The 21,716-nt window shown below is 52.9% G+C and carries 21 protein-coding genes and 1 pseudogene; 15 read left to right on the top strand and 7 right to left on the bottom strand.

Annotation, left to right across the window (positions count from 1 at the left end):
* Window positions 1-22: 22 nt before the first annotated feature.
* Window positions 23-601 (bottom strand): hypothetical protein, encoded by a 579-nt coding sequence (locus NMUL_RS07345; RefSeq protein WP_041352450.1) that lies wholly within the window; start codon window positions 599-601, stop codon window positions 23-25.
* 239 nt (window positions 602-840) lie between these two features.
* Between NMUL_RS07345 and NMUL_RS07340 the strand changes: the two genes are divergently transcribed.
* From NMUL_RS07340 to NMUL_RS07325, 4 genes are all read left to right on the top strand, one after another.
* Window positions 841-1,218: a winged helix-turn-helix transcriptional regulator gene (locus NMUL_RS07340; protein WP_041353012.1), complete on the top strand. Its 378-nt coding sequence runs from the start codon at window positions 841-843 to the stop codon at window positions 1,216-1,218.
* Between the two features lie 107 nt (window positions 1,219-1,325).
* The gene (locus NMUL_RS07335; protein ID WP_011380735.1) at window positions 1,326-1,889 is read left to right on the top strand and encodes a sugar O-acetyltransferase; all 564 of its coding nucleotides are present in this window, start codon (window positions 1,326-1,328) and stop codon (window positions 1,887-1,889) included.
* Between the two features lie 108 nt (window positions 1,890-1,997).
* Window positions 1,998-2,435, top strand: a complete 438-nt coding sequence (locus tag NMUL_RS07330; protein WP_011380734.1) for a DUF3293 domain-containing protein — start codon at window positions 1,998-2,000, stop codon at window positions 2,433-2,435.
* 111 nt (window positions 2,436-2,546) lie between these two features.
* Window positions 2,547-3,473: a D-hexose-6-phosphate mutarotase gene (locus NMUL_RS07325; RefSeq protein ID WP_011380733.1), complete on the top strand. Its 927-nt coding sequence runs from the start codon at window positions 2,547-2,549 to the stop codon at window positions 3,471-3,473.
* Window positions 3,474-3,520: 47 nt separating this feature from the next.
* Here NMUL_RS07325 and hrpA read toward each other — a convergent pair whose 3' ends face one another.
* Window positions 3,521-7,510: an ATP-dependent RNA helicase HrpA gene (gene hrpA / locus NMUL_RS07320; RefSeq protein ID WP_011380732.1), complete on the bottom strand. Its 3,990-nt coding sequence runs from the start codon at window positions 7,508-7,510 to the stop codon at window positions 3,521-3,523.
* A gap of 481 nt (window positions 7,511-7,991) precedes the next feature.
* Between hrpA and NMUL_RS07315 the strand changes: the two genes are divergently transcribed.
* Entirely contained in the window at window positions 7,992-9,410 is a 1,419-nt protein-coding gene (locus tag NMUL_RS07315; RefSeq protein ID WP_011380731.1) for a hypothetical protein, read from the top strand.
* A gap of 232 nt (window positions 9,411-9,642) precedes the next feature.
* Here the strand turns inward: NMUL_RS07315 and NMUL_RS15940 are convergent, their stop codons facing one another.
* Both NMUL_RS15940 and NMUL_RS07305 read right to left on the bottom strand, forming a co-directional pair.
* Window positions 9,643-9,843 carry a hypothetical protein gene (locus tag NMUL_RS15940; protein ID WP_167535562.1) on the bottom strand — a complete coding sequence of 67 codons (201 nt, stop codon included), beginning with the start codon at window positions 9,841-9,843 and terminating at the stop codon, window positions 9,643-9,645.
* Between the two features lie 218 nt (window positions 9,844-10,061).
* Complete coding sequence (locus NMUL_RS07305; RefSeq protein WP_011380729.1) at window positions 10,062-11,201, bottom strand: TIGR03118 family protein; 1,140 nt, start codon at window positions 11,199-11,201, stop codon at window positions 10,062-10,064.
* A gap of 417 nt (window positions 11,202-11,618) precedes the next feature.
* On the opposite strand from NMUL_RS07305, the gene NMUL_RS07300 reads away from it, so the two are divergent.
* Complete coding sequence (locus NMUL_RS07300; RefSeq protein WP_011380728.1) at window positions 11,619-12,146, top strand: DUF1269 domain-containing protein; 528 nt, start codon at window positions 11,619-11,621, stop codon at window positions 12,144-12,146.
* 46 nt (window positions 12,147-12,192) lie between these two features.
* Here NMUL_RS07300 and NMUL_RS07295 read toward each other — a convergent pair whose 3' ends face one another.
* A complete protein-coding gene (locus tag NMUL_RS07295; RefSeq protein WP_011380727.1) occupies window positions 12,193-12,939 on the bottom strand; it encodes a hypothetical protein in 747 nt (248 codons plus the stop codon).
* A gap of 260 nt (window positions 12,940-13,199) precedes the next feature.
* Between NMUL_RS07295 and tmk the strand changes: the two genes are divergently transcribed.
* Both tmk and holB read left to right on the top strand, forming a co-directional pair.
* Window positions 13,200-13,817 carry a dTMP kinase gene (gene tmk / locus NMUL_RS07290; RefSeq protein WP_011380726.1) on the top strand — a complete coding sequence of 206 codons (618 nt, stop codon included), beginning with the start codon at window positions 13,200-13,202 and terminating at the stop codon, window positions 13,815-13,817.
* Window positions 13,814-14,920 carry a DNA polymerase III subunit delta' gene (gene holB / locus NMUL_RS07285; protein WP_011380725.1) on the top strand — a complete coding sequence of 369 codons (1,107 nt, stop codon included), beginning with the start codon at window positions 13,814-13,816 and terminating at the stop codon, window positions 14,918-14,920. Before tmk ends, holB begins: the two co-directional genes overlap by 4 nt.
* A 292-nt stretch (window positions 14,921-15,212) precedes the next feature.
* Here the strand turns inward: holB and NMUL_RS07280 are convergent.
* Window positions 15,213-15,479, bottom strand: a pseudogene (locus NMUL_RS07280) (transposase); the annotation flags it as partial.
* Between the two features lie 20 nt (window positions 15,480-15,499).
* Here NMUL_RS07280 and NMUL_RS07275 point away from each other — a divergent pair.
* Window positions 15,500-15,943 (top strand): hypothetical protein, encoded by a 444-nt coding sequence (locus NMUL_RS07275; RefSeq protein ID WP_146063196.1) that lies wholly within the window; start codon window positions 15,500-15,502, stop codon window positions 15,941-15,943.
* On the opposite strand, the gene NMUL_RS14915 is transcribed toward NMUL_RS07275, so the two are convergent.
* Complete coding sequence (locus tag NMUL_RS14915) at window positions 15,918-17,060, bottom strand: DNA-binding protein (RefSeq protein ID WP_011380722.1); 1,143 nt, start codon at window positions 17,058-17,060, stop codon at window positions 15,918-15,920. The two genes, NMUL_RS07275 and NMUL_RS14915, sit on opposite strands and share 26 nt — an antisense overlap.
* Before the next feature lie 187 nt (window positions 17,061-17,247).
* Between NMUL_RS14915 and NMUL_RS07265 the strand changes: the two genes are divergently transcribed.
* The 6 genes from NMUL_RS07265 to NMUL_RS15935 all read left to right on the top strand — a co-directional run bounded on the left by NMUL_RS07265 (window position 17,248) and on the right by NMUL_RS15935 (window position 21,625).
* Entirely contained in the window at window positions 17,248-18,255 is a 1,008-nt protein-coding gene (locus NMUL_RS07265) for a site-specific integrase (RefSeq protein WP_011380721.1), read from the top strand.
* A 474-nt stretch (window positions 18,256-18,729) separates the two neighbouring features.
* Entirely contained in the window at window positions 18,730-19,494 is a 765-nt protein-coding gene (locus tag NMUL_RS07260) for a TatD family hydrolase (protein WP_011380720.1), read from the top strand.
* Window positions 19,495-19,521: 27 nt separating this feature from the next.
* Window positions 19,522-20,148, top strand: coding sequence for an ankyrin repeat domain-containing protein (locus NMUL_RS07255; RefSeq protein ID WP_104009670.1), 627 nt, complete (start codon window positions 19,522-19,524; stop codon window positions 20,146-20,148).
* Between the two features lie 3 nt (window positions 20,149-20,151).
* Window positions 20,152-20,556: a VOC family protein gene (locus tag NMUL_RS07250; RefSeq protein ID WP_011380718.1), complete on the top strand. Its 405-nt coding sequence runs from the start codon at window positions 20,152-20,154 to the stop codon at window positions 20,554-20,556.
* 127 nt (window positions 20,557-20,683) lie between these two features.
* Entirely contained in the window at window positions 20,684-21,427 is a 744-nt protein-coding gene (locus NMUL_RS07245) for an SDR family oxidoreductase (RefSeq protein WP_011380717.1), read from the top strand.
* Window positions 21,428-21,433: 6 nt separating this feature from the next.
* Window positions 21,434-21,625: a DUF1269 domain-containing protein gene (locus tag NMUL_RS15935; RefSeq protein WP_167535535.1), complete on the top strand. Its 192-nt coding sequence runs from the start codon at window positions 21,434-21,436 to the stop codon at window positions 21,623-21,625.
* Window positions 21,626-21,716: the final 91 nt, after the last annotated feature.

Here is a 21,716-nt window from a genome sequence, read left to right as displayed (position 1 = left end):
TTACCGCTAAAACTCCAGAGGCCTATGACCCCCGAGAAGATCTCCATTGCCTCACCCGCTTGGACTGCATGATCTTGTAGCCAAGCAAAGTCAGCAGCAGAGCGGCTATCATCGGTCCGACCGCAGCGCGAAAAGTTTTTGCGTAATTGATCATTTCTACGCGCAACGGATATTCGTAGCGTACGGGAGGCACTGCCTCACCGGTTATGAAAACCGTGTACTCCCCCTTGTCCAGGGCGGTTTCCCCCTTGATCACCCCATCGGGGTGATAGCTGGGCCTGACATAAGATACCGTTTCATCTTCTGTTTCATTGCTTCCTCTCACAATTCGCATTCCGATGGGAATATCCCGTAATGCGGGATCCACGAGATCGACCACCAGAAACGTGTTTCCTCCTTTGGGAATTTCGGTGCAGTATTGATCTGCGGGCTCATACTGCGGCTGGTAGGCGCTTAAATGAACCATGCTGCTGTCGCCAAGCCGTCGCATGCAGCTGTCTTCCTCCATCGAGACTTTTCCATGAGCGGTCGCCGAACCGCTGTACAACGTTGCTACAAGGACAAGAATCGAGGTACCGGCTTGTATCGCTTGCTTCATCATCTACTCCTCTTGATTTGTATTTGCTTGTCGCTGCCTTTCAGCCTCATATCGTCCATCCAAAAAGTCCTGATCTTTCCTGGACGAGCTATAACAGGTTATCTGAGCCATATGAGAAATAAAGCCGTTCCGAGCTGAAAAAATTGTATTGGCAACCAGATAGAGTCTCAATTCTCGTATTTGGTTGCATATTGAAAGTATAATAAATGAATCGTATCGGGAAAATCAAACATAATGTGAGCATGACTAAAGATCAGAGCAAGCGTTCTTCCTGTCCCGTTAGCTGCGCGCTGGATATATTGGGTGATAAATGGACTTTGCTTGTCATTCGCGACATACTGTTCAAGGACAAGCAGCATTTCCGGGATTTTCTCGCTTCACCCGAAAAAATTGCATCCAATATTCTTTCAGATCGTCTGAAAAAACTGGAGGAGTGCAATATCATTTCAAGGCAGCGCGATCCCCTTAATGCAAGAAGAGTCATTTATACGCTCACGGAAAAAGGAAAGGATTTATCCCCGGCCCTGCATGCGCTCATCCACTGGGGCGCCAAGTATGATCCCGAGAGCAATAAACAGCCATGCTCGATGCGGCATACGGGCAGAATGTCCGAAACCTGACTGAAGCGGCAGCGCCGGGTGTTTCCCCCCGGGTGGTTCCTCTAGAAAGCTTTCTTTCTTTTTCTTTCCGAAGCTTATTCAAATGCCTGTATTGAATAATAGATGACGTGATCGATAAGACCGAAAAGCAGAAAATGCTGAATGGAGAACTCTATCGCTCCAGCGACCGACTGCTGGTCGAGGAAAGAAAGCGTGCCAAAAGATTGGCGAAGGTTTTCAATGACACCCTTCCGGAGGAGGCTGAAAAACGATCTGCAATTTTGGGGGAACTGCTCGGGGCATCGGGGTCAAATCTTCATATCGAGCCACCCTTTTATTGCGACTACGGTTATAACCTTCTAGTAGGGGATAACTTTTACGCCAATTTCAATTGCATCGTGCTGGATTGCGCGCAGGTCATCATGGGGCATAATGTCTTTCTGGGCCCGGCGGTGCAGATCTATACTGCAACCCACCCCCTTGCAGCGAAGGACCGTGATACCGGTCTGGAAGCCGCTGCACCCATTACCGTGGAAGACAGCGTCTGGATTGGCGGTGGGGCGATCATCAATCCCGGGGTCACGATCGGACGGGGCACGACGATCGGATCGGGAAGCATTGTTACCAGAAACATTCCCGCAAACGTTTTCGCTGCAGGAAATCCTTGCAGGGTGATCCGCCACCTTTCTTAAGAAGAAACTCTTCCTGCACTGCTTGCAACTTACCCTGCCTGCCCTGCATCCATGGGTAGATGTAGCAATCATAAAGGCTTGGGGATGAGAAGCTTCGCCGGAGATACCATGTCATACACTGAAATCCCTGATGATCTCATTTATGTCTATCGCTCGGCTTACTATCGGGCGGGCGTAGGCCATGAGGCAATAACGTTGCATGTCGACCAGTATTCCGAGCCGCTGGCAAGGCTTCTGGCAGCGTCTGGCCATCGGTGTGCCGCGTTCATCACCGCCTGCAACCCCTTCGGGGCGGCAGAAAGTCATGAAATGAACATGAAGGCATGCCTGGATCTCCGGAAGAGCCTTGATCGGCATGTTGCCCAGCAGAGCCAGATTATCGAGGGTGAAGGCATCGACCCTGCCGGAGCATGGGCGGCGGAAAAAAGCTTTCTCGTGCTCGGATTGAATCTGGAGACAACTAAGGCGCTTGGAAAGGAATTCGGGCAAAATGCGGTTGTCTGGATAGGTACGGAAGCAATTCCAAGGCTCGTTCTGCTTCGCTGATCGGCCTGCTGATGCGGGTCGCCCGGCATAAACAGCTGTTGATGACAAAATGTTCAGGTGCCATTATGATCCTCTTCTATAGGGCATCTTCAGAAGCGAATAAGGAATGAAATGAACATAGAAGAGTTGAATAAAAACCATGGGATCGACGGGCAGGTCAAATTCATGGAGGGGGCAGGAGGGTTCCCCTTTATCAGGGTCGATAATGCCAAGGGTGGCGCAGTGATCTCTGTTTATGGAGGGCAGGTACTATCTTTTCAACCTGCAAATGAGCAGAACCTGATGTTCCTGAGCGAGGCTGCATATTATGAGGCAGGTAAAGGTATCAAGGGCGGCGCTCCCGTCTGCTGGCCTTGGTTCGGCCCGGATCCGCAACAGCAAGGGCGTCCTGTACATGGTTTTGTGCGTACCCGCCTCTGGAACGTCATTAAAACGGAAACCACTGGAAATGGCGACAGCAAGGTGACGCTCGGTTTGAGCGATACAGCGGAAACAAGGGCGATCTGGCCGCATGCGTTCGATCTGGATCTCGAAGTTACAGTGGGAAACTCCCTGAATCTGGAATTGATCACGCGAAATAAAGATACCGCGCCTTTTTCAATCACGCAGGCTTTGCATACCTATTTCAAGGTCGGGCATATCGATCGCATCACCATTCTCGGTCTCGAGGGGGTCTCGTATCTCGATAAAGTCGACAACTACGCTCAAAAAACCCAGGCAGGTGCAATAACGATCAATTCCGAAGTCGATCGCATTTACCAAGATGTGCAGAAAGAGTTGGTGATCGACGATACCGCTTATGATCGCCGGATTCGCATTCAATCGAGCGACAGCAGGACTGCTGTCGTATGGAATCCCTGGGCGAGAATTTCTGCCCAGATGGGCGACCTGAAGGATGACGACTACGAACACTTTGTGTGCGTTGAAACCGCGAATGCTGGGTCAGAAGTGGTGGAAGTTGCTGCCGGCGGGGAATGCAGAGTAGCTGCGAACTATCTGATAGAGCGAAATATTCCGGAGCTGAAACCGGCTGCTTGATCGAACACCGCTCCGGTTACACGTCGAGGAAACCAGATTCCAACCCGTCAAACTGTTGAATTGATTTCCTCCCATAATTTCTGAAGCCGTTTGGCCGAAACAGGGGAGGGTGTTTTCAGTTCCTGGGCAAACAGCGAAATACGCAGTTCCTCGATCTGCCAGCGGAATTCAACGAGCCTGGGATCATCGATCCTCGCCTTGCGATGTTTTTCAAGGCGCTGCTCATACCGGTTCCACAATCCGGCAATGGCAGCAGCGTGACGCGCGTCGCGCTCGGGATTGGCGTCATACTTATCCAGGCGGAGGATCATGCCTTTCAGGTAACGCGGTAAATGCTGCAAGCGTTCCCAAGGGGTGGCGCTCAAAAATCCTGGATAAACGAGGTTGCGGAGTTGGATCATCAAGTCGGCTCCAGGGTTACCAGAACCACCGCCACTTGCTGCGCCGGTTTTTTGCACGCCAACCTTGCCCGTTCCTCCGATTGAAGAAATCCTCGCCATCAATACCTGGGACTCACTGGCAACGTTTTGCACGATGCGAACCAGAGCCTCAGACACAGCAGGGAGCCGCGTGCGGGCACGCTGGCGCTGGGCGACAAATTCCTTTTCACTGCGGGGCAGCGCATCATCCGCGATAAAAGCGCGGTCTGCGACCGCATTCAATATATCTTCCTTGAGCTGCTCAGGCTTGATGAGCGTGTGCAGTTGAAAGGCCGCCTGCGCCAGATATCTGCCCTTTCCACTCTTTGCCCCCTGTCCTGACAGATCTTTTTCCAGCTGTTTCATTTGCTCCTTCAGCTCGAAGCCCAGCAATTGGCGCACTCCGCCTCGCATGCTGAGCTCTGCCGCTTCGCGCGTATCGAACAGGCGAATCGCTACTTTTCCATCCCGTTCGGCGAGAGCAGGGAAGCCGGTCATGTTCTTGCCCGCACGGGTGAAGGTGATTTCCTGCGGCAGATCACCGAAATCCCAGTGTTTTACATCGTCGCGTTCAAGGGGATTATGCTCTCCCGACTCGGAACGGGAGAATGTCAGTTGTGCCGCTTGCCCGAGTTGCGTTTTCAATTGGCCCAGATCCCGGTTCATTGCCAGCTCTTGCCCCGCATCATCCACGATTTTGTAGTTCATCATCAGATGCGAAGGCGGTTTTTCGTCCCAGGCATCTGGTGGAACGGTAAGGCCGGTTTTGGTCCGGATAAAGCGAGCCAATGTTTCGGTCAGAAGTGACGGAGAGGGTTCAGGGGGTGAAGTTGCTGCTGCATGTTCCGCGCTTTCCAGAAACTGCGTTACAAACTCCGGGACCGGTACAACGTGGCGGCGTATCTGCTTGGGGAGTGCCCGCAGATACCAGGTTATCTTTTCGCGGACCAGCCCCGGGACGAGGCTGTCGAATTGCGTGGCATCCAGCTTGTTCAGCAGTGGCAACGGTACGGTAATGGTGACCCCGTCCAGCACATGTCCGGGATCGAAGCGATAGGTGAGTGACAGGGGGAAGCCGTCTACGAGCATGGTATCGGGAAACCGTTCTTCCGTTACGCTCTGCGCCGTATGGCGCATCAGGTATTCCTTGGGAATGTAGAGCAAGCGCGAATTCTCACGCTCGGCCTCTCTGTGCCATTTCTCGAAAGCGGCGCCATTGCTGATTCCCTCGGGGATGAGCCCATCGTAGAACACGAAAATTTCCTGTTCATCTACCAGCACATCCGGCCGGCGGGTTTTATGTTCGAGAGCGGCCACATTGGCGATAAGCTCGTGGTTGTGCTTAAAAAATGGGGCCTGGGTAATGTATTCCCCTGCTACGAGGGCCGAGCGTATGAAAATCTCCCGTGCTTCTTTCGGGTTGATATTTCCGTAGTAGACGCGCCGCTTCGGTACTACTGTCAATCCATACAGGGTTACCCGCTCGAATGCCGATACCTGCGCTGATTTCTTCTCCCAGTGCGGGTCGAAATAATGCTTCTTGCAAAACTTTCCACCGATCCTTTCCACCCAGGCGGGATCGATTTTCGCTACACCTCGACCATAAAGCCGGGTGGTTTCCGTCAGCTCTGCAGCGACGATCCATTTGGGTTTGGCCTTTTTCAGCACGGAACCCGGGAAAATTGAAAACTTGATGCCGCGCGTTCCGAGGTATTCGTTATCCTCGTCAATCCTGAAGCCGATATTGCCGAGCAACCCCGCGAGAAGCGCCCGATGTATTTCATCGTAGTTCGCCGGTATCTTGTTGGGCTTAAATCCTGTTTCCACTACCAGCGTATGCAATTGACCGTGGACTTCACGCCACTCCCGCATTCTGCGATGCGACAAAAAGTTTTCCTGGCATTGCTCGATCAACTTGCGGTTGGATTTCTTATGCTTGAGCAGGTCATCAAAGAAATCCCACAACTTCAGATAGCCCAGAAAATCGGAGCGCTCGTCCTGGAAGCTCTGGTGGGCCCGGTCAGCGGCTTCCTGCCGCTCGAACGGACGGTCTCGCGGATCCTGCACGCTCAGGGCAGAGGCGATGATGAGCATCTCGGTCAGGCAGTTTTCCTCCTTCGCTGCCAGGATCATGCGCGCAATCCTGGGGTCGATGGGAAACCTAGCCAGCCGCCAACCGATACTGGTAAGGGTGTTACTCTCATCCACTGCGCCGAGTTCAGCCAGTAACTGATAGCCGTCCGCAATCATGCGGGGCAGGGGCGGTTCGAGGAAAGGGAAATTCTCGATTGATCCAATTTTGAGAGATTTCATGCGTAAAATCACCGCGGCCAGCGAAGAGCGCAGGATTTCCGGGTCGGTGAATTCCGGGCGGGCAAGATAATCCTGCTCCGAATAAAGCCGGAAACAGATACCGCTCATCACCCGGCCGCAGCGTCCCGCGCGCTGATTAGCGGAGGCGCGTGAAATCTTCTCCACCTGCAACTGTTCCACCTTGTTGCGATAGCTGTAGCGCTTGATGCGCGCCACGCCGGTATCGATTACGTAGCGAATGCCGGGAACGGTCAATGAAGTTTCTGCCACGTTGGTGGCAAGCACGATACGTCGCAAGCTACTGCCCCCAGGTTTGAAAACCCGTTCCTGGTCGGCATAGGACTGGCGCGCGAACAATGGCAGAATTTCGGCGCCAGCGCGGCCCGTGCCAGGTCCACCAAAAGCATGCTTGCGCAACGCCTCCGCGGTATCGCGGATTTCCCGCTCGCCCGGCAGGAACACCAACACATCCCCCGGCCCGCAGCGATTGATTTCATCCACTGCATCAAGGATGGCCTGCTCTATGTCACCTTCATCCCTGTCCCTATCCTTATGTTTATCCTTCTGCCTGTCCTTATCTTTATCCCTGGTCTTGTTCCCGGCCTTGTCTTCATTCCGATCTTCCGCGATGGCGGAAGCAGCGCGAGCCGGAGCCTCGATGGGCCGATAACGTACCTCCACCGGGTACATGCGGCCGGATACTTCAATGACAGGCGCGTTATGGAAATGCGCGGAGAATCGTTCGGAATTGATGGTGGCGGAAGTAACGATCAGCTTCAGATCCGGTCGGCGCGGCAGCAGTTGCTTGAGATATCCGAGCAGAAAATCGATGTTCAGGCTGCGTTCGTGCGCCTCGTCGATGATGATCGTATCGTAGGCAAGCAAATTCGGATCACCCTGAGTCTCCGCCAGCAGAATGCCGTCTGTCATGAGCTTGACATACGTTTCCGGACTCACCTTGTCCGAAAAGCGCACCTTGTATCCTACCGCATGCCCCAGCGGACTCTTGAGCTCTGAAGCGATTCGTGCCGCCACGGTTCGTGCAGCGATACGACGAGGCTGCGTATGCCCGATCATCGCGTGCAGACCCCATCCGAGTTCCAGGCAGATTTTCGGCAATTGTGTGGTCTTGCCCGAACCGGTCTCGCCGCTGATGATCACTACCTGGTTTTTCTGAATAGCCTGGGCGATCTCCTGCCGTAGAGCTACTACCGGGAGCTCTTCCGGATAAGCCGGCTTCGGCAGGTTTGCCAGGCGCTGCTCAAAATTCCTGCTCTTGGCGTTAACGATAGGAGAATTCTTCATGACATTAAATCAATTGATCTGTTTTTCTGATTTTCAGATGTGTTTTCGTAGAATAGGTGAAGCAAAGCGCAGCCCATCAATAACGAAGGTTATGGGCTGGTTGCCCTCACCTCATCCGCAAATATTACGGATACCGATAAGACATGTATAAGCTTCAGTTTTGGATGCACAAGTAACAAAAAGCTTGATTTCTGATGCCCATCAGCTATGTTTAATGATGGGAAGATTATTCATTTGATGCGAGAGCATAATGTTGCAGCAACAGGAGATATTCGAAGCCCTGGGTACATAAACTGCTGTACACTGTACTGAATCGTTTTTCCATCGGCTCTTACAGGTCTTCCATGCCTGGAAATCGTTTTCAGGAGCAAGGAACATCAGAAAGATCCTGCATGTGAGTTCCCCCTCACTTCACTGCTTTCCCCGAGTGGGCCGATCAAGTGTTGAAAAATACCGATAGCGGACATAGAAACCGACCATCATGCGAGCCACCATCCAGTTCAGCCAGCCAGACAAGAAATTCGACATTTTACAAAAGCTGTTCAGCTTCGTTAAAGGCTTCAAAAATCTGCGCCAGCACATCCTGGAGCAGGGCATATTGCTGGAAAGGTTGAATTCTGGCGAAATAGAGAATGTGCAGCGAGCGCTTGCAGGTATAAATTACCTGGAGGGCAGGGTTATAGACAACTCGGTGCGTATTTTCGTCACCGACGGGGAACTGCGCGCGCTGTTCGATCTGATGATGCCCGTTTCCCGCAAACAGAATGATTTTTCCCGGATCTTGTGGGAACGTGGTTTTACGATTGAAGAGCTGTCGCAGGATCAGGCGGAAAACCTGAGGAATCAGTTTTCGGCCATCGCCACCGTGACCATCGGGCCGGATGTTCCACGGACCAGGATTTATACTGTTGGCGGGCAGATTTTTCAGGAAGATGGAGTGCCGCTGTGCGCAAGGGGCTTTACCGTTTGCGCATTCGATGCGCTCTCGGTCAATACATTTGTGCGGTGCGGCGCTATGGGCGCGGTTCAGGAGGATGGATTCTACCGTATCGACTATGCCTGGCGCTCGAATGGACGAATAGGCCCTGATCTGTTTGTGCGGGTATTCGATCCGGAGGGCGACATTGTAGCTGAAGCAAGGAAGAATCCGGCTGCGGTTCAGGAATTTCTCGATATTACAGTTAAAACGCTTTGCATCGTTCGGGGCACAATTCGCCAAGTGGATGACTTCCCGCTTCCTCATCTCCTCGTCCGTGCATTTGATCGGGACATGCGAGCGGAGACATTGCTGGGTCAGGCAATGACGGATGCGGAAGGAAGTTATCAGATTACATATGGCACAAACAAGCTCCGGATGAAGGACAAAGCGGATCTGATCGTGCGCGTTTTCGAACCGGCCGATAGCGAAGGCAAGGAAACAGGAGACGAAATCGGAGCTTCAGAAATCATATTCAATGCTCCGCTACAGCAAGCGGTCGATCTGGAGGTCAAATCGGGAAAATTCCGGGGACCGTCCGAGTATGAGCGATATATTACGGCCCTGAAGCTGCTCATTGAGGGAGAGCCTGTTCACCAATTGACCGATAAGGATTTAAGTTTCCTTGGAGGTAAGACAGGCATTCCGCTGGAACACCTGAATTATCTTCGGCTGGATGATCAATGGTGTTTTCATTACAGCATGGAACCGGCTGTGGTCTATAGTCTATTACGTCAGGGACTTCCTGCCGACCTCCACCACCTGTCGACTGAAAAACCAACCCGCCTGCATGAGGCGCTGCAGGCCTCCCTGGCGCACAACATCGCCCCTGCAGTACTTGCCGATAAGGTTGATCAGGCCATAAAGCCACTTCTCTCCCTTGCTGATTCGATGGTCTTTGAGCTTGAAAGAAGGGCAAAATAAGCAACCCTCATAGATATGAACGGCGCCCCGTTTAACCGGATTCCACTCAGCCGGGGCTATATATACGAGCTCCGGACGCTCCTTCTCCAGTATTTTTGCGGCCAGGGTCTATAGTTATATTGTCTATATAAGGATAGCCGCTACTGCTTCAGCGGAATCTGCTTGTAAAAGGCTGTGTGCCATGACCCTTCGCAATCGCACCAAACGGATTTTATCTATCTCATTTATGATATTAGGCGGAATACTGATGTTCTTCGCGCCGGAAGATATCTGGATCGGCGCACTTCTCTTCATTCTTGGTCTCGGCATCGAAATCGCGGGCCTCGTCCTCGGACACAACAGATAACAAACCCAAGCCAAGCATTGAATTATTGCTATCCAGGATTTCTGAAAAGGAGCAAGGATCTCGTAAAAAGGTATCGGTCTCCCGCATTCCGGGGAGTCCATGGCCAGCAGGGGCAAATTGACCGGAACAGATCAACTTCCGGAGTATAAAAAAACCCGAAGACGTTATCGACTTCGGGTTTAAAGTTTCCACTTACAAAGGAGGGATCACTTGTCCAACGGCTTATATGATAAAACTGTTACAAATAAAGTCAAGAATAAAGTGTATGAAATTGAGGCGCCGTGATCCCTCCATTCATTAAAACGTCATCCCGGTGTGCGGCGCCTGATCAGCAGCATCAATGCACCCATTCCCGCCAGCATCATTGCGTAAGCGGAAGGCTCGGGGACGGGTGTGAGGACACCAACCAAACCATGGGCTTCGTCGTCCGGTCCCGCCGTGAAGTACAGCAGATGACTGCTGCCTGCGAGGGTATCGTTGCCCGGTGAAATGGACCACAACCCGTCAATCACTACGGGATGATTGTTGGCATCGAGCACCTGGCCCAGAAAAGTATGCGTATTGGGGTCGTAGATATTGATATGGCCATCACCGAAATTCCCTACCAGGAGATCACCGGCAGCAGAACCAAACGAAGAAGGCGCTACAGCCAATCCCCATGGTGCATTCAAGGTTCCGCCGGATGCAACCCGCGCAACGAAATCGCCGTTCAACGTGTATTGGTCGACAAAACCCAGTCCCGCCCCGGCTACTTCGTCATCCCTGGCTGCATTCTGCAGGGCATAGGTCACATACAGCGATCCGTTGAGATTCTGGACATTGAAAGGGGCGTATCCACTGGGAAGACCGGGATCGGTAAACGAACCGGACAGTGAGGGCGCCCCCGCATCTCCCTTGTGAACATCCACTGTCCCCGCTTTGAAGTTGGCCGCGTAAAGATAATCGTGCCCCCCGGTGTTGCCGATAGCTGCACCTTTATAGCTGTTGTTCGGAGATGCCGGCACCAATGTCTCTGCCGGTATCAAACCCGTCGTACCCAGGGTGGGGCGCCAGCCTGAAACTGTGCCATCTTCGCTTACGAACAGAAAGCGATTGTCCCCAAATGATGATGTACTGTTGAATACCTGCCCCGTCACGCTACCCTCACCCGGGATGGAAACAGTCAAGGGTCGCTGGACGGCGGCTTGTGTTGCTGGATTCACACCATACAGACGGACTGTTCCGCCATCAGTGGAAGAGACCCAGAAGGGGCCGCCAGGAGCATAGGACATTCCCCATGCATTCTTGAGACCGGTATCGGTAATCTGGGCGGCATGAGCAAGCGGATCATCAGTCACAAGATTGGTGGGTGTGAATGTAACCGCCCCGGCAGGAATGGCCAGCAGGGACGCCATGACGCCTGCTGTTGCTGCAAGTGAAGGCAAATAGGATCGAATCTGTCGCATGATATTTCCCCTAAAATATTAATAGAAAGAATTTCAGTGCCACGCAGTCAGCTTCTGTCCCTCTTTGCCCCTTATCTGTCTCCTGTTCCTCTTCGGAATAGAAGTGGCCCGGCGAGTCGGATACAACAATACATAAACTCACCGCCACAGATCTATCATTTTCTGGGACTCAATTCGATTTAACACAAGTCGTGTGATGAAACTGTTTTAATTATATAAAGAATTCGTTAAATTTCAGCCTGTTTTTTTGGCATCTTCAGCACCGGCTCATGCCGCCAATCTGGAATTCTGTCAGGACGGGGAAGAAGAATCTGGAGAAATTCTTTACGATCACGACTTGCTTGATACCTGGGAAACCAAGCGGTCCATGCAGTATCATAGGTAGTAAGTATACAAATGCGATTGAAAGGAGGCACCATGTCGGATCTGGTGGTAATAGGATTTGAAAACCCGCAAAAAGCAGAGGAAGTTCTGTGGCGGCTCAGGTCGCTGAAAAGACAGCATCTGATTGATCTTGAGGATGCTGTGGTCGTCGTTCGTGACGAACAGGGTGAGATAAACCTCAAGCAAAGTATAAATCTTACCCACTATGATACGTCTGCCGGTCTGCTGTCCGGCGGGCTTCTGGGGACTTTTGTCGGAATGCTTTTCCTTAACCCGATAGCCGGGTTACTCATCGGAAGCATGATTGGAGCAGGTGCGGGAGCGCTGTCCGGTTCTCTTACGGATTATGGTATTCCGGATGATTTCATCAAGTCATTAGGTGAAACCGTCCCCCTTAATTCGTCAGCGCTCTTCATCCTGGTGCGAAAAGTGGATCCGGAAAAAATCCTGGCTGAACTCGCCGAGTTCAAGGGCAAGGTTTTGAGCACCAATCTCTCACGAGACCAGGAGCAGCGGTTAAAGGAAGCGCTTGGAGGAGTGCCCAGGACAGCAGCCCCTTGAAGTGTATGGGACAAGCGATGAGCAGGCCGTTGCACAACCGTCCCGCTCATGGCTGTCCCGGAGCGGGCAAGGAACTCCCTGAAGATTCGGTCGAGCGCCCTTCGCGCCTGGCTCTGACTTCCTTGGTATCCAGATCCAGGATGCGCGGATCCCTTGCAGGTGAATCGGTGGCAAACTGCTCCTCGATTGGCGATTCTTTTGCCTTTGCATCACTCCCTGTATCCTTATCTTCCATACTCTTGGCTTTAGCCGATTTACTCACGCCGGGTTTCGCCTTCGCACTGCCGGTATCTCCGGCACTCTCTCCCCGGCTCCTTGCGGGCCCGTCATGCTTTGCCTTCAGATCGTTGCTGAGGGCAGCATAATTGCGATATTCGTTCTGCATCTGTGCTTGCAGTTGCAAATATTGAACGCCATAGGCCACGCGGGCACTTTCCAGTTGCTGTAACCGGATTTCCAGCTGGCGCCTGTTATGGGAATTGTCCTTGGCTTCGACGGTCTTTGCTGCCAGAGATACTTCCTGGATTTTTTGATTCAACAGCTTGAACAAATGCGCCATGTTATTTGCAGCAGCACTATAACGCCGATGATGCAATTGCATCTTCTCGAATTCAGTCAATGGCTGCCCCCGCGGAAGCGAAGCAGACTCAGTCGTGTCCGGTGCCGGTCTGTCCTGCCGATTTCGTTCCGCCGGCTGGGCAGCAGCGCTGGAAACACCTGGAATCAAGATGCCGGGCATCAATGCAAATAAAAGTGCCCAGCGTGCGAATAAGCTTCCTGTATCATCAGTCATGAAATGAACTCCTGATCGCCTTTTGTATTTGCGTTTTCTGTGTGTGTTTTGTACATCCTGCGAAACAGTATAACGCTTACCCATATCCGGCATGTTCAGCGTATGGTTTCTTTTTTCCAGCCCGGCCAAACAGGGTAACTACTCCCTTCCATAAGTATAAGTTAAACTCGCCTTGACGCAGACTCTGTCCGGTATGCTTCTTTCCGGCTTACGAGCCAATGGCATTGCCAATATGGTAATTTTCAGGAACGACATCAAATATGAGGGGCAAATTCATCACTCTGGAAGGCATTGACGGTGCGGGTAAGACGACGCATCTCCGGTGGCTGGAGTATTTCCTGAAGGAAAGAGGAAAAAATGTGATGGTCACGCGGGAACCCGGCGGCACTCCCTTGGGGGAAGCATTGCGCGACATCCTGCTGGACAGCCGGCAAACAATGCATGCGGAAACCGAGGCGCTGCTGATGTTCGCAGCACGGCGCGAACATCTGGACAAGGTCATCCTGCCTGCCTTGAGCCGTGGCGAGTGGGTAATATCGGACCGTTTCACCGATGCCAGCTTTGCCTATCAGGGTGGCGGAAGGGGATTATCCCTGCAGAAATTGAATGAACTCGAATGCTGGGTGCAGGGAGAGTTTCAGCCGGATGTTACCCTTTATCTCGATGTGTCTATCGCATCGGGAAGGCAGCGAACCAGCAACATCAGGCAGGCAGACCGGTTTGAAAAAGAACAGGATGAATTTTTCCGGAGAGTACGAGAAGCGTATCTGGAGCGGGCAAAAGAATTCCCTGAAAGAATACGGGTGATAGATGCCAACCAGTCCCTGGAAGATGTCAGGCGGTCAGTTGAAAAAAGTATTGCAACGATTTACGCATGAGTAATATTTATGGATGGCAGGAAGAAGTCTGGCGGAAACTTACGGGCGCGTTGGGGCACGCCCTGCTGTTACGAGGCAGAAAGGGACTGGGCAAGCTTGCATTTGCCCGCTATCTGGCGAAGTCCAGACTCTGTGAAAATCGCTCCGTCGAAGGAAAGGCGTGCGAGGTCTGTGCGAGCTGCCACTGGTTTGAGCAAGGCAATCACCCCGATTTCTGCCTTGTCGAGCCCGAAGCGGCCACGGCAACGTCTGTCTCGGGGGAAGGAGCCGGGGAGGAGGGTGTGGAAACCGGAGATGAGGCAGAAGTTCAATCTCTTCCCCGGGCAGTGAATCAGCTCAGCGGCAGTGGCAAGTCCACAAAAAAACCCAGCAGACAGATAAGTATCTCGCAAATACGGGAGCTAGGCGACTTCGTCAATATCACCAGCCATCAGAACGGCTATAAGATCATCCTGATCCATCCGGCGGAAACCATGAGTACGGCTGCTGCCAGTGCCCTTCTGAAGAATCTGGAAGAACCGCCGCTCCAAACGTTGTTCATACTGATAACGCATCAGGCACAGTATTTATTGCCGACGATCCGCAGCCGTTGCCGCCAGATCATCATGCCCGCCCCCGATGCAGCCTCCGCAGCACTGTGGTTAAAACAGCAGGGTGTCAAAGCCCCCGAAAGATGCCTGGCCTCGGCTGGCTATGCTCCCCTGACCGCACTGGAATTCGCGAATGAAGATTATCTTGTGCGGCACAGCGCTTTCATCCAGCAAATCAGCACTCCATCAGGTTTCGACGTGCTGGCACGGGCAGAGGAAATGCAGAAATCGGACCTTGTCATGGTGGTCAGCTGGCTGCAAAAGTGGTGCTACGATCTGATGAGTTTTCGTATGGCGCAGAAGGTCCGCTATCATCCGGACATGCTCGCGCAAATAAAACCCCTGGCATCCGGGCTTGATCCGTATTCAATGGCAACTTATTTGCGCGCCCTGGATAAAACGCAGCAGCTTGCCCGCCATCCGCTCAATCCAAGATTATTTCTGGAAGAACTGCTGTTTTCCTATGTGACGATGTTATCCGAGAAATCCAGGAATCGGAGCAAGGCCGGCTGACAGAAAGTATCTGACAGAAGACAGAAGTTTGCCATGACTGCTTCTGGAATAGATCATGAACAATCCTTGATATCCTTCCCATCCTTCCGCGGAATATCGCAATCAACCTACAGCCCTGGATTACTGCTCGGTAATCGCGAGATCGAATTACGGGTTATGCAGTGCATCAGGTCTCAAAAGACAAAAGCTGGAGCTTTTCTCATAGCCTTTGCTGAGCCTCACCTCACTAGTAGTGTATATTTTTATACTATTGATCCGGCCACGTGAAGTTTGAAGTTTTCATACTGCATATTCATTCTGTATATTTGAGGCAAGGATCCTGAAAATATCTCTTCACCCGCTCAGGGGACTGCTCCAATATCAGCACATGTTTTGTGATAGCTTCCTTGAGTTTGGCTTTGGTACGCACCGGTACTCTTGAGCAGATAGCGTGCTTCAAATCGGCATTGAGCCATTCTTCCGGATTTTGTTCCGGGCTGTAACCGGGCAGGTAGAACAGCGTAATTTTTTCCTTGTGTTCGTCAGCCCATTTTTTTACCGGCTTGCTGTGACGCACCCGCCGCTGGAAAATACGCCGGCTTGACGGCGACGAGTTGGCGCAATTTCGCGCTTACTTCGACCATCATTACTGGTCGACGATTCCAGCCATCTCCGCGCCGTCGACGCATGCTGCGACCTGTTCACGCTGGGTACGAACTGGTGTGCGTGAGCGCGATCGAGGCGCAAGATGCCGAAGCACGTCTACAGAATCTGCGACATTGCGGCTTTCCGATCGAGCGCATGATCGCAACGGATAATGCGGAAATCGACGATAGCCCCAAGGCAGCGGCGCTACGGGAATTGCAGCCGGTGGTGTTCGTCGATGACTTTCTGCCTTACTTGCGTCGCATTCCGGACAATATTCATGCAGCCTTGATCTTGCGCGAACAGAATGGCTCACCGAATGTCGGGGCCAATTTGGTATGGGCGCATTCCCGTCATGCCGATCTTGCCGACTTTACGCTGTGGTGGCTGAACCGGTAAGAGCGACCAATTTCTGTTCGGCCGACAACAAACGCTGTTCGAGCGCGCCGCGGTCCTGTAGCCAGGTGTGCTTTTCCTGCGCCAAATGATCGGCGCGCTCTTCGGCACGGCGCACTTGGTCGGTCAGCATACTGGATGCTTGTTCTTGCGCTGCCAGCGCTGCCCGCATGTCGCTTAGCTGCTGTTGTACGGCTGTCAATCGCGCGACCAAGTCGTCTTTCGCTGTCATCAGATCCCGAACCTGGTCGCTTAGCTGCTGTTGCACGACTGTCAATCGCGCGACCAAGTTGTCTTTCGCTGTCATCAGATCCCGAACCTGATCGGTAAGACGGTCTCGCGCCGAGCGCACCGCTGTCAATTCCTCTTGTGTCGCATGGAGGGCCTGATCCTGGCGGTCACACTCGGCGGTGAAATTGGCGATGCGCATTTCCTGCTGGCCGATTGTCTTTTGCTGTACAGCGGTCTGTCGGTTTGCGCTGTCCAAATCCTGTTCGAGGCGAGCGATACGTTGCTCGTACGCTTGGCGTTCTTCAGCGCGTCGGGTTGCAGTCGCTTCCTGATAGTGCTCGAACTGCGCGCGTGTCTGTGTCAATTGATGGTCTAGCGTCGTCACCTCGCTGGCGCGGTCGGCCAAGCGCTGTTGGAAGCCGGCACTCTCCGCCTGAGCGGTGGCGAGCGATAGGCTCTGAGCATGATGCGCCTCCTGTAACTGTGCTAGTGCACGGCGCGTTTGAGCGAGATCCTCCGACAAATTTGCCTTGGTCTTCAAAGCGGCCTGCAGTTCATCATTGAACTGCTGTTCGCGTTCGCCTGCCGCGCGAAGCTCTTCGGCGTGCTGCTGCTTGGCTTGATCGAGCTTGCGCGTCAGTTCGGCTTGCATATGTTCGTACAGTCCCGTGACCGCCTGGAGAAGCGACGCCGGCAAGCCGGATTCAACGGCCGCCATGGTGTCTTGCTGCTCGGCTTTCCAGCGCTTGAGAAAAGGCGCGATGGTACTTTTGCTGCCGGTGCCGCCCAAAGCTTCGCGGACGCTGTCGACTGTGGGATTTTTGCCTGCCCCTATCAGTTGGGCGGCGGCTTGGGCGACATGAGAATACAGAATACCGGCACGGGCCATGGCGTCTTCCTCAATAAAGTAATATAATACGTTATACGTAATATTACGATAAATTACGTTAAAAATATATGCATGAATTTATAAATAATAATTTCGATAATTTATGTTATCGTGACTTAATGATGAATTCTGCATCACTCTTGGCGTAACGCAGCCAAAAACCGCGAAAGTGAGCGACAAAAAGGGTATGGAAGAAAAGAAGCCGGAAAATGTCGTTTTGTTGGAAAATCTGTCAAAACATAACGCCGGTACGCTCGTTTCCGAACACGAAATGCGGGAGCGCCACCAGCGTTTTATCTCGGCGGCAACCTCGGAAAACACTCGCCGCACCTACCGCTCGGCGATCCGGCATTTCTACGCCTGGGGCGGAGCGCTGCCTTGTGATTCAGGGGCAGTGTTGCGGTATCTCCTGGCTTATTCCGACTCCCTGAACCCGCGCACGCTGGCGCTGCGACTGACGGCGCTAGCGCAATGGCATGCGTTCCAGGGGTTCCCGGACCCGACCGCCGACCCGAGCGTGCGCAAAACCTTGAAGGGCATCACGCGCACCCAGGGCAAGCCGAAGAAGAAGGCGAAGGCGCTGCCAATTGAGGACTTGGAAGCGATCGTGGCCAAACTGGAGCCGGACACCAGCCTGATTGCGATACGGAATAATGCACTCTTGCAGATCGGCTTTTTCGGCGCGCTGCGCCGCAGCGAGTTGGCCGCGCTGATGGTGGAGGAATTGGGTTGGGAAACGGACGGTTTAGTGATCACGCTCGCGCGCTCGAAGACCGACCAGGAAGGGGAAGGTGTCAGCAAGGCGATTCCCTACGGCGGTCCGGATGGAATATGTTGCCCGGTTCGCGCCTTGAAGCGCTGGCTGGAAGCGGCAAACATCATTTCGGGGGCAGTGTTCCGGCGCGTCACTCGCTGGAATATCATCGGCACCAATCCGCTGAGCGACGGCAGTATCAACGATATTCTGGAGGCGTGTGCCAAAGCGGCGGATCTAGCATACGTCCCGGAGCTCAGCAGCCATAGCTTGCGGCGCGGCTTGGCCACTAGCGCACATCGATCCGGGGCTAATTTCAAGGACATCAAAAGGCAAGGTGGCTGGCGACATGACGGCACGGTGCAAGGATACATCGAGGAAGCTGGGCGGTTCGAGGCCAATGCCGCATTGACGCTGCTGCGCCGGAAGGGGAAAAAATGAGGCATCAAAACCTTAGCGTACGATTTTTTCCGGATTCTGCGGCGTCCCCGGTATTGGAGAATTAAAAGGTGTTGCAAGCCTCAATTCCTGAAAGTCCATTTGTGATCATCTGGAAATAAAAACAGCAGGAGATTCTGCACGGAGAAGGCTTCAAAAATAGGTTGAAAGCAAAATCAGCCGTTATGGCCGCGAGTACCGGATACAGGTAGTTAGGGGCCTGTGACGTCATTTCTGCACCTGAATACTGCTGCTGAGGCGGCGTGAGAGTGATTTACCCACTGGCGGTGATTGGGGGCGTTAATATACAGAGCCTACTATCGGGATTTTTTTCCCTGTGATATGTTCGATTAAGCGACTATCTGGAATCAATAGCGGCGGTAATCAACTGACGCCCATAAGCCAGTATCCCTGGATCAGGGGAATAATTGTTGTTGTCGTGATGTCTTCCTTTCTCCTTTTTGACCGGGTTCCACCATGTTTGTCGATTCCCATTGTCATCTTGATTTTCCCGATCTCGCGAGCAGGCTGGATGAATTGCTGGCACGAATGCGGGAAAATGACGTCAGTCATGCACTCTGCGTGAGTGTCAATCTCCAGGATTTTCCCCGAGTCCGCGCTCTTGCCGAGAACCATCCCAATTTATATGCCTCGGTTGGCGTCCACCCTGATTATGAAAATCTCGCCGAACCGCAGGCGGCACAATTGGCGTCTTTGGCTGATCATCCAAAGGTGGTGGCGATAGGTGAGACCGGCCTGGATTATTTCCGCCTCAAGGGCGATCTCGAATGGCAGCGGGAGCGTTTCCGTGAGCATATCCGCGCTGCCCGCCAATGCTCGAAACCGCTCATCATCCACACGCGTGAAGCCGCTGCCGATACACTGAGGATTATGGCGGAGGAGGGTGCAGACAAGGTGGGGGGAGTCATGCATTGCTTTACGGAAAGCTGGGAAGTAGCGCGGCAGGCGATGGAAATGAATTTCTATATATCGTTTTCAGGCATTGTCACATTCAAAAATGCCGTTGCGTTGAAGGATGTGGCCAGAAGAATCAGTCTGGACAGGATATTGATAGAAACGGACTCACCCTATCTTGCTCCCGTGCCGCATCGGGGCAAGACAAACGAACCCGCGTTTGTGAGAAACGTCGCAGAAGAAATAGCAGCGCTGCGCGGCGTCCCTATCGAGGAAATCGGCAGGATCACGACCGATAACTTTTTCAACTTGTTCAAGGCGGCCTGAATTATGAGGTCATCCAGAAAATTATTTATGGCTGGTCTGGTGCTTGCTGCCAGTCTCTCTCAGCAGCCTTATGCAATGGGTGGGGTTTATGAAGATTTGCGCTGGGCGGCTGAAGACAATAATACATCCGATATCAGCAAACTGCTCGCAAAGGGCGCTGATCCGAATACACCCGATGAGCAGGGAAATACGCTTTTAATGGCCGCTGTCCGTCATAAAAATGCCGATCTTGTCGATCTGCTCGTTCAGGCCGGCGCCCGGCTCAACCTTCGCAACCGCTATGGCGAAACAGCGATCATGCTCGCGAGCCTGCACGGTCTGGAAGATATTGTCCGGAAACTGTACATCAAGGGAGCGGAAATCAACCATGAGGGATGGAATCCGCTGATTTATGCCGCAACAGGAGGCCACCCCCGGATCATCCAGCTCTTGCTGGAAGGAGGTGTGCCGATCAATTCAACATCCGATAATGGAACGACTGCGCTTATGATGGCCGCAAGAGGCGGGCATGTTGAAGCCGCAAGAGTTCTTCTGAAAAACGGCGCCGACCCCAATCTAAGGAATGAGTGGAACAAAACCGCGTTGCAGTGGGCGTTGAGCAGAAACCACAGTAACGTGGCAGAATTATTGAAAGCAAGCGGAGCAAAGGAGTGAGCCGTGGGAGTTATCGACTTCAATCACTATAATCTGCGTGCCCCACGAGAATTGCTCGATAGCCTCAAGGCTTTTTATTGCGATGTAGTGGGACTCGCGCAGGGTTTTCGCCCCCCGTTCGACAGCTTTGGGTACTGGCTTTATGCCGGTGACAAATGCGTGCTTCATCTGAGTGAAACGGCCACGAATGAAGTGCGGCATACCCATATATCGACCACTTTCGATCATGCCGCATTCACCTGCACCGGGCGCCCCGAAATGGAGGCACGGTTGAAGCAGCACGGCATCCTGTTCAGAAAAGGCCAGGTACCCGCACTGGGCATTACTCAGTTATTTTTTAAAGATCCGGCTGGAAATGGCATCGAGCTGAGCTTTCCCGATCAACCCGTAGAGCAATCCCCGGAATAGATCGCGGAATTTTCCCTGCAGCTTCAATTTGGGAAATAAGCGGGCAGACGGGAATCAGGCTATCGTTCCAAGAGGAAATAGAAGAAGAGAGAAGCGCAGTGTTCATCCGCACCTAATGAAAGAATAAATGAACAAACCGTTACACAATAAAGTCGCTATCGTCACGGGTGCGTCACGCGGCATCGGTGCCGAAATAGCGCGCACATTAGGAGGTGCGGGCGCAAATGTAGTCGTGAACTATGCTAAGGACAGGGAAGCGGCCGAGGCAGTCTGCACTGCGATCCAGCAGGCAGGCGCAGAGGCAATTGCCATCAAGGCGGATGTCAGCAATTCAGCTGAAGTTTGCAGGCTCTTCGATGCCGCAATCGAACGTTTTCAGCGCCTGGATATCCTTGTCAATAACGCAGGCGTGCTCCTGTCCAGAAAAATGTCTGATATCAGCGACGACGAATTCGACCGCGTTCTGGATGTCAATGTGAAAGGCGTTTTTTATGCTCTGCGGGAAGCTGCTGTCCGGCTCGAGGATGGAGGTCGCGTGGTGAATCTATCCAGTACTGTTACACGGCTGATGCTTCCCAATTATGGCGCCTATGCGGCCAGCAAGGGTGCTGTCGAACAACTGACGCGCGTCTTCGCTAGAGAAGTTGGAGACCGCGGCATCACAGCAAATATCGTTTCGCCAGGGCCGGTCAATTCGGAAATGTTCACTGCGGGAAAAAGCGAAGAAACGATAAGACGGATGGCAGCGATATCTTTCCTGGGACGCGTGGGAGAACCGGAAGACATAGCGGGAGTTGTCCTCTTCCTGGTGAGCGAAGAGTCGCGCTGGGTTACCGGCCAGAACATCAGCGCCAGTGGAGGCGCGGCATAAATCCGATTGCCGGCTTTGTATTGGGCGGTGCACTCAGCGTCGGGACAGAAGCGCTATCCGGCTCTCGCCGACTACGGCATCAACGATGATTTCATCAAGTCGTTGAGCGAAACGATCCCCCTCAACTCATCGGCGCTTTTCATTCTCGTGCGCAACGCGCAACCGGAAAAAGGTTCTGGCGGAGCTCACCGACGTTAAAGGCAAGGTCCTGCGAACGTCACTGTTTCCCGAGCAGGAGAAAAAACTCCAGGAAGCGGTGGCAGGTTCGACATCTTCCCCTCACAACATA

Source organism: Nitrosospira multiformis ATCC 25196, assembly GCF_000196355.1.
Classification (GTDB): Bacteria; Pseudomonadota; Gammaproteobacteria; order Burkholderiales; family Nitrosomonadaceae; genus Nitrosospira; species Nitrosospira multiformis.
This window is presented reverse-complemented; position numbering and strand designations above follow the sequence as displayed.

What these genes read in the sequence shown, in the direction of transcription:
- holB (WP_011380725.1), top strand. Translation starts at nt 13,814, where the DNA reads ATGAGTAATATTTATGGATGGCAGGAAGAAGTCTGGCGGAAACTTACG.
- NMUL_RS07255 (WP_104009670.1), top strand. Translation starts at nt 19,522, where the DNA reads ATGGCTGGTCTGGTGCTTGCTGCCAGTCTCTCTCAGCAGCCTTATGCA.
- NMUL_RS07340 (WP_041353012.1), top strand. Translation starts at nt 841, where the DNA reads ATGACTAAAGATCAGAGCAAGCGTTCTTCCTGTCCCGTTAGCTGCGCG.
- NMUL_RS07260 (WP_011380720.1), top strand. Translation starts at nt 18,730, where the DNA reads ATGTTTGTCGATTCCCATTGTCATCTTGATTTTCCCGATCTCGCGAGC.
- NMUL_RS07305 (WP_011380729.1), bottom strand. Translation starts at nt 11,201, where the DNA reads ATGCGACAGATTCGATCCTATTTGCCTTCACTTGCAGCAACAGCAGGC.
- NMUL_RS07345 (WP_041352450.1), bottom strand. Translation starts at nt 601, where the DNA reads ATGATGAAGCAAGCGATACAAGCCGGTACCTCGATTCTTGTCCTTGTA.
- NMUL_RS07300 (WP_011380728.1), top strand. Translation starts at nt 11,619, where the DNA reads ATGTCGGATCTGGTGGTAATAGGATTTGAAAACCCGCAAAAAGCAGAG.
- NMUL_RS07325 (WP_011380733.1), top strand. Translation starts at nt 2,547, where the DNA reads ATGAACATAGAAGAGTTGAATAAAAACCATGGGATCGACGGGCAGGTC.
- NMUL_RS15940 (WP_167535562.1), bottom strand. Translation starts at nt 9,843, where the DNA reads ATGCGGGAGACCGATACCTTTTTACGAGATCCTTGCTCCTTTTCAGAA.
- hrpA (WP_011380732.1), bottom strand. Translation starts at nt 7,510, where the DNA reads ATGAAGAATTCTCCTATCGTTAACGCCAAGAGCAGGAATTTTGAGCAG.
- tmk (WP_011380726.1), top strand. Translation starts at nt 13,200, where the DNA reads ATGAGGGGCAAATTCATCACTCTGGAAGGCATTGACGGTGCGGGTAAG.
- NMUL_RS07315 (WP_011380731.1), top strand. Translation starts at nt 7,992, where the DNA reads ATGCGAGCCACCATCCAGTTCAGCCAGCCAGACAAGAAATTCGACATT.
- NMUL_RS07295 (WP_011380727.1), bottom strand. Translation starts at nt 12,939, where the DNA reads ATGACTGATGATACAGGAAGCTTATTCGCACGCTGGGCACTTTTATTT.
- NMUL_RS07265 (WP_011380721.1), top strand. Translation starts at nt 17,248, where the DNA reads ATGGAAGAAAAGAAGCCGGAAAATGTCGTTTTGTTGGAAAATCTGTCA.
- NMUL_RS07245 (WP_011380717.1), top strand. Translation starts at nt 20,684, where the DNA reads ATGAACAAACCGTTACACAATAAAGTCGCTATCGTCACGGGTGCGTCA.
- NMUL_RS14915 (WP_011380722.1), bottom strand. Translation starts at nt 17,060, where the DNA reads ATGGCCCGTGCCGGTATTCTGTATTCTCATGTCGCCCAAGCCGCCGCC.
- NMUL_RS07330 (WP_011380734.1), top strand. Translation starts at nt 1,998, where the DNA reads ATGTCATACACTGAAATCCCTGATGATCTCATTTATGTCTATCGCTCG.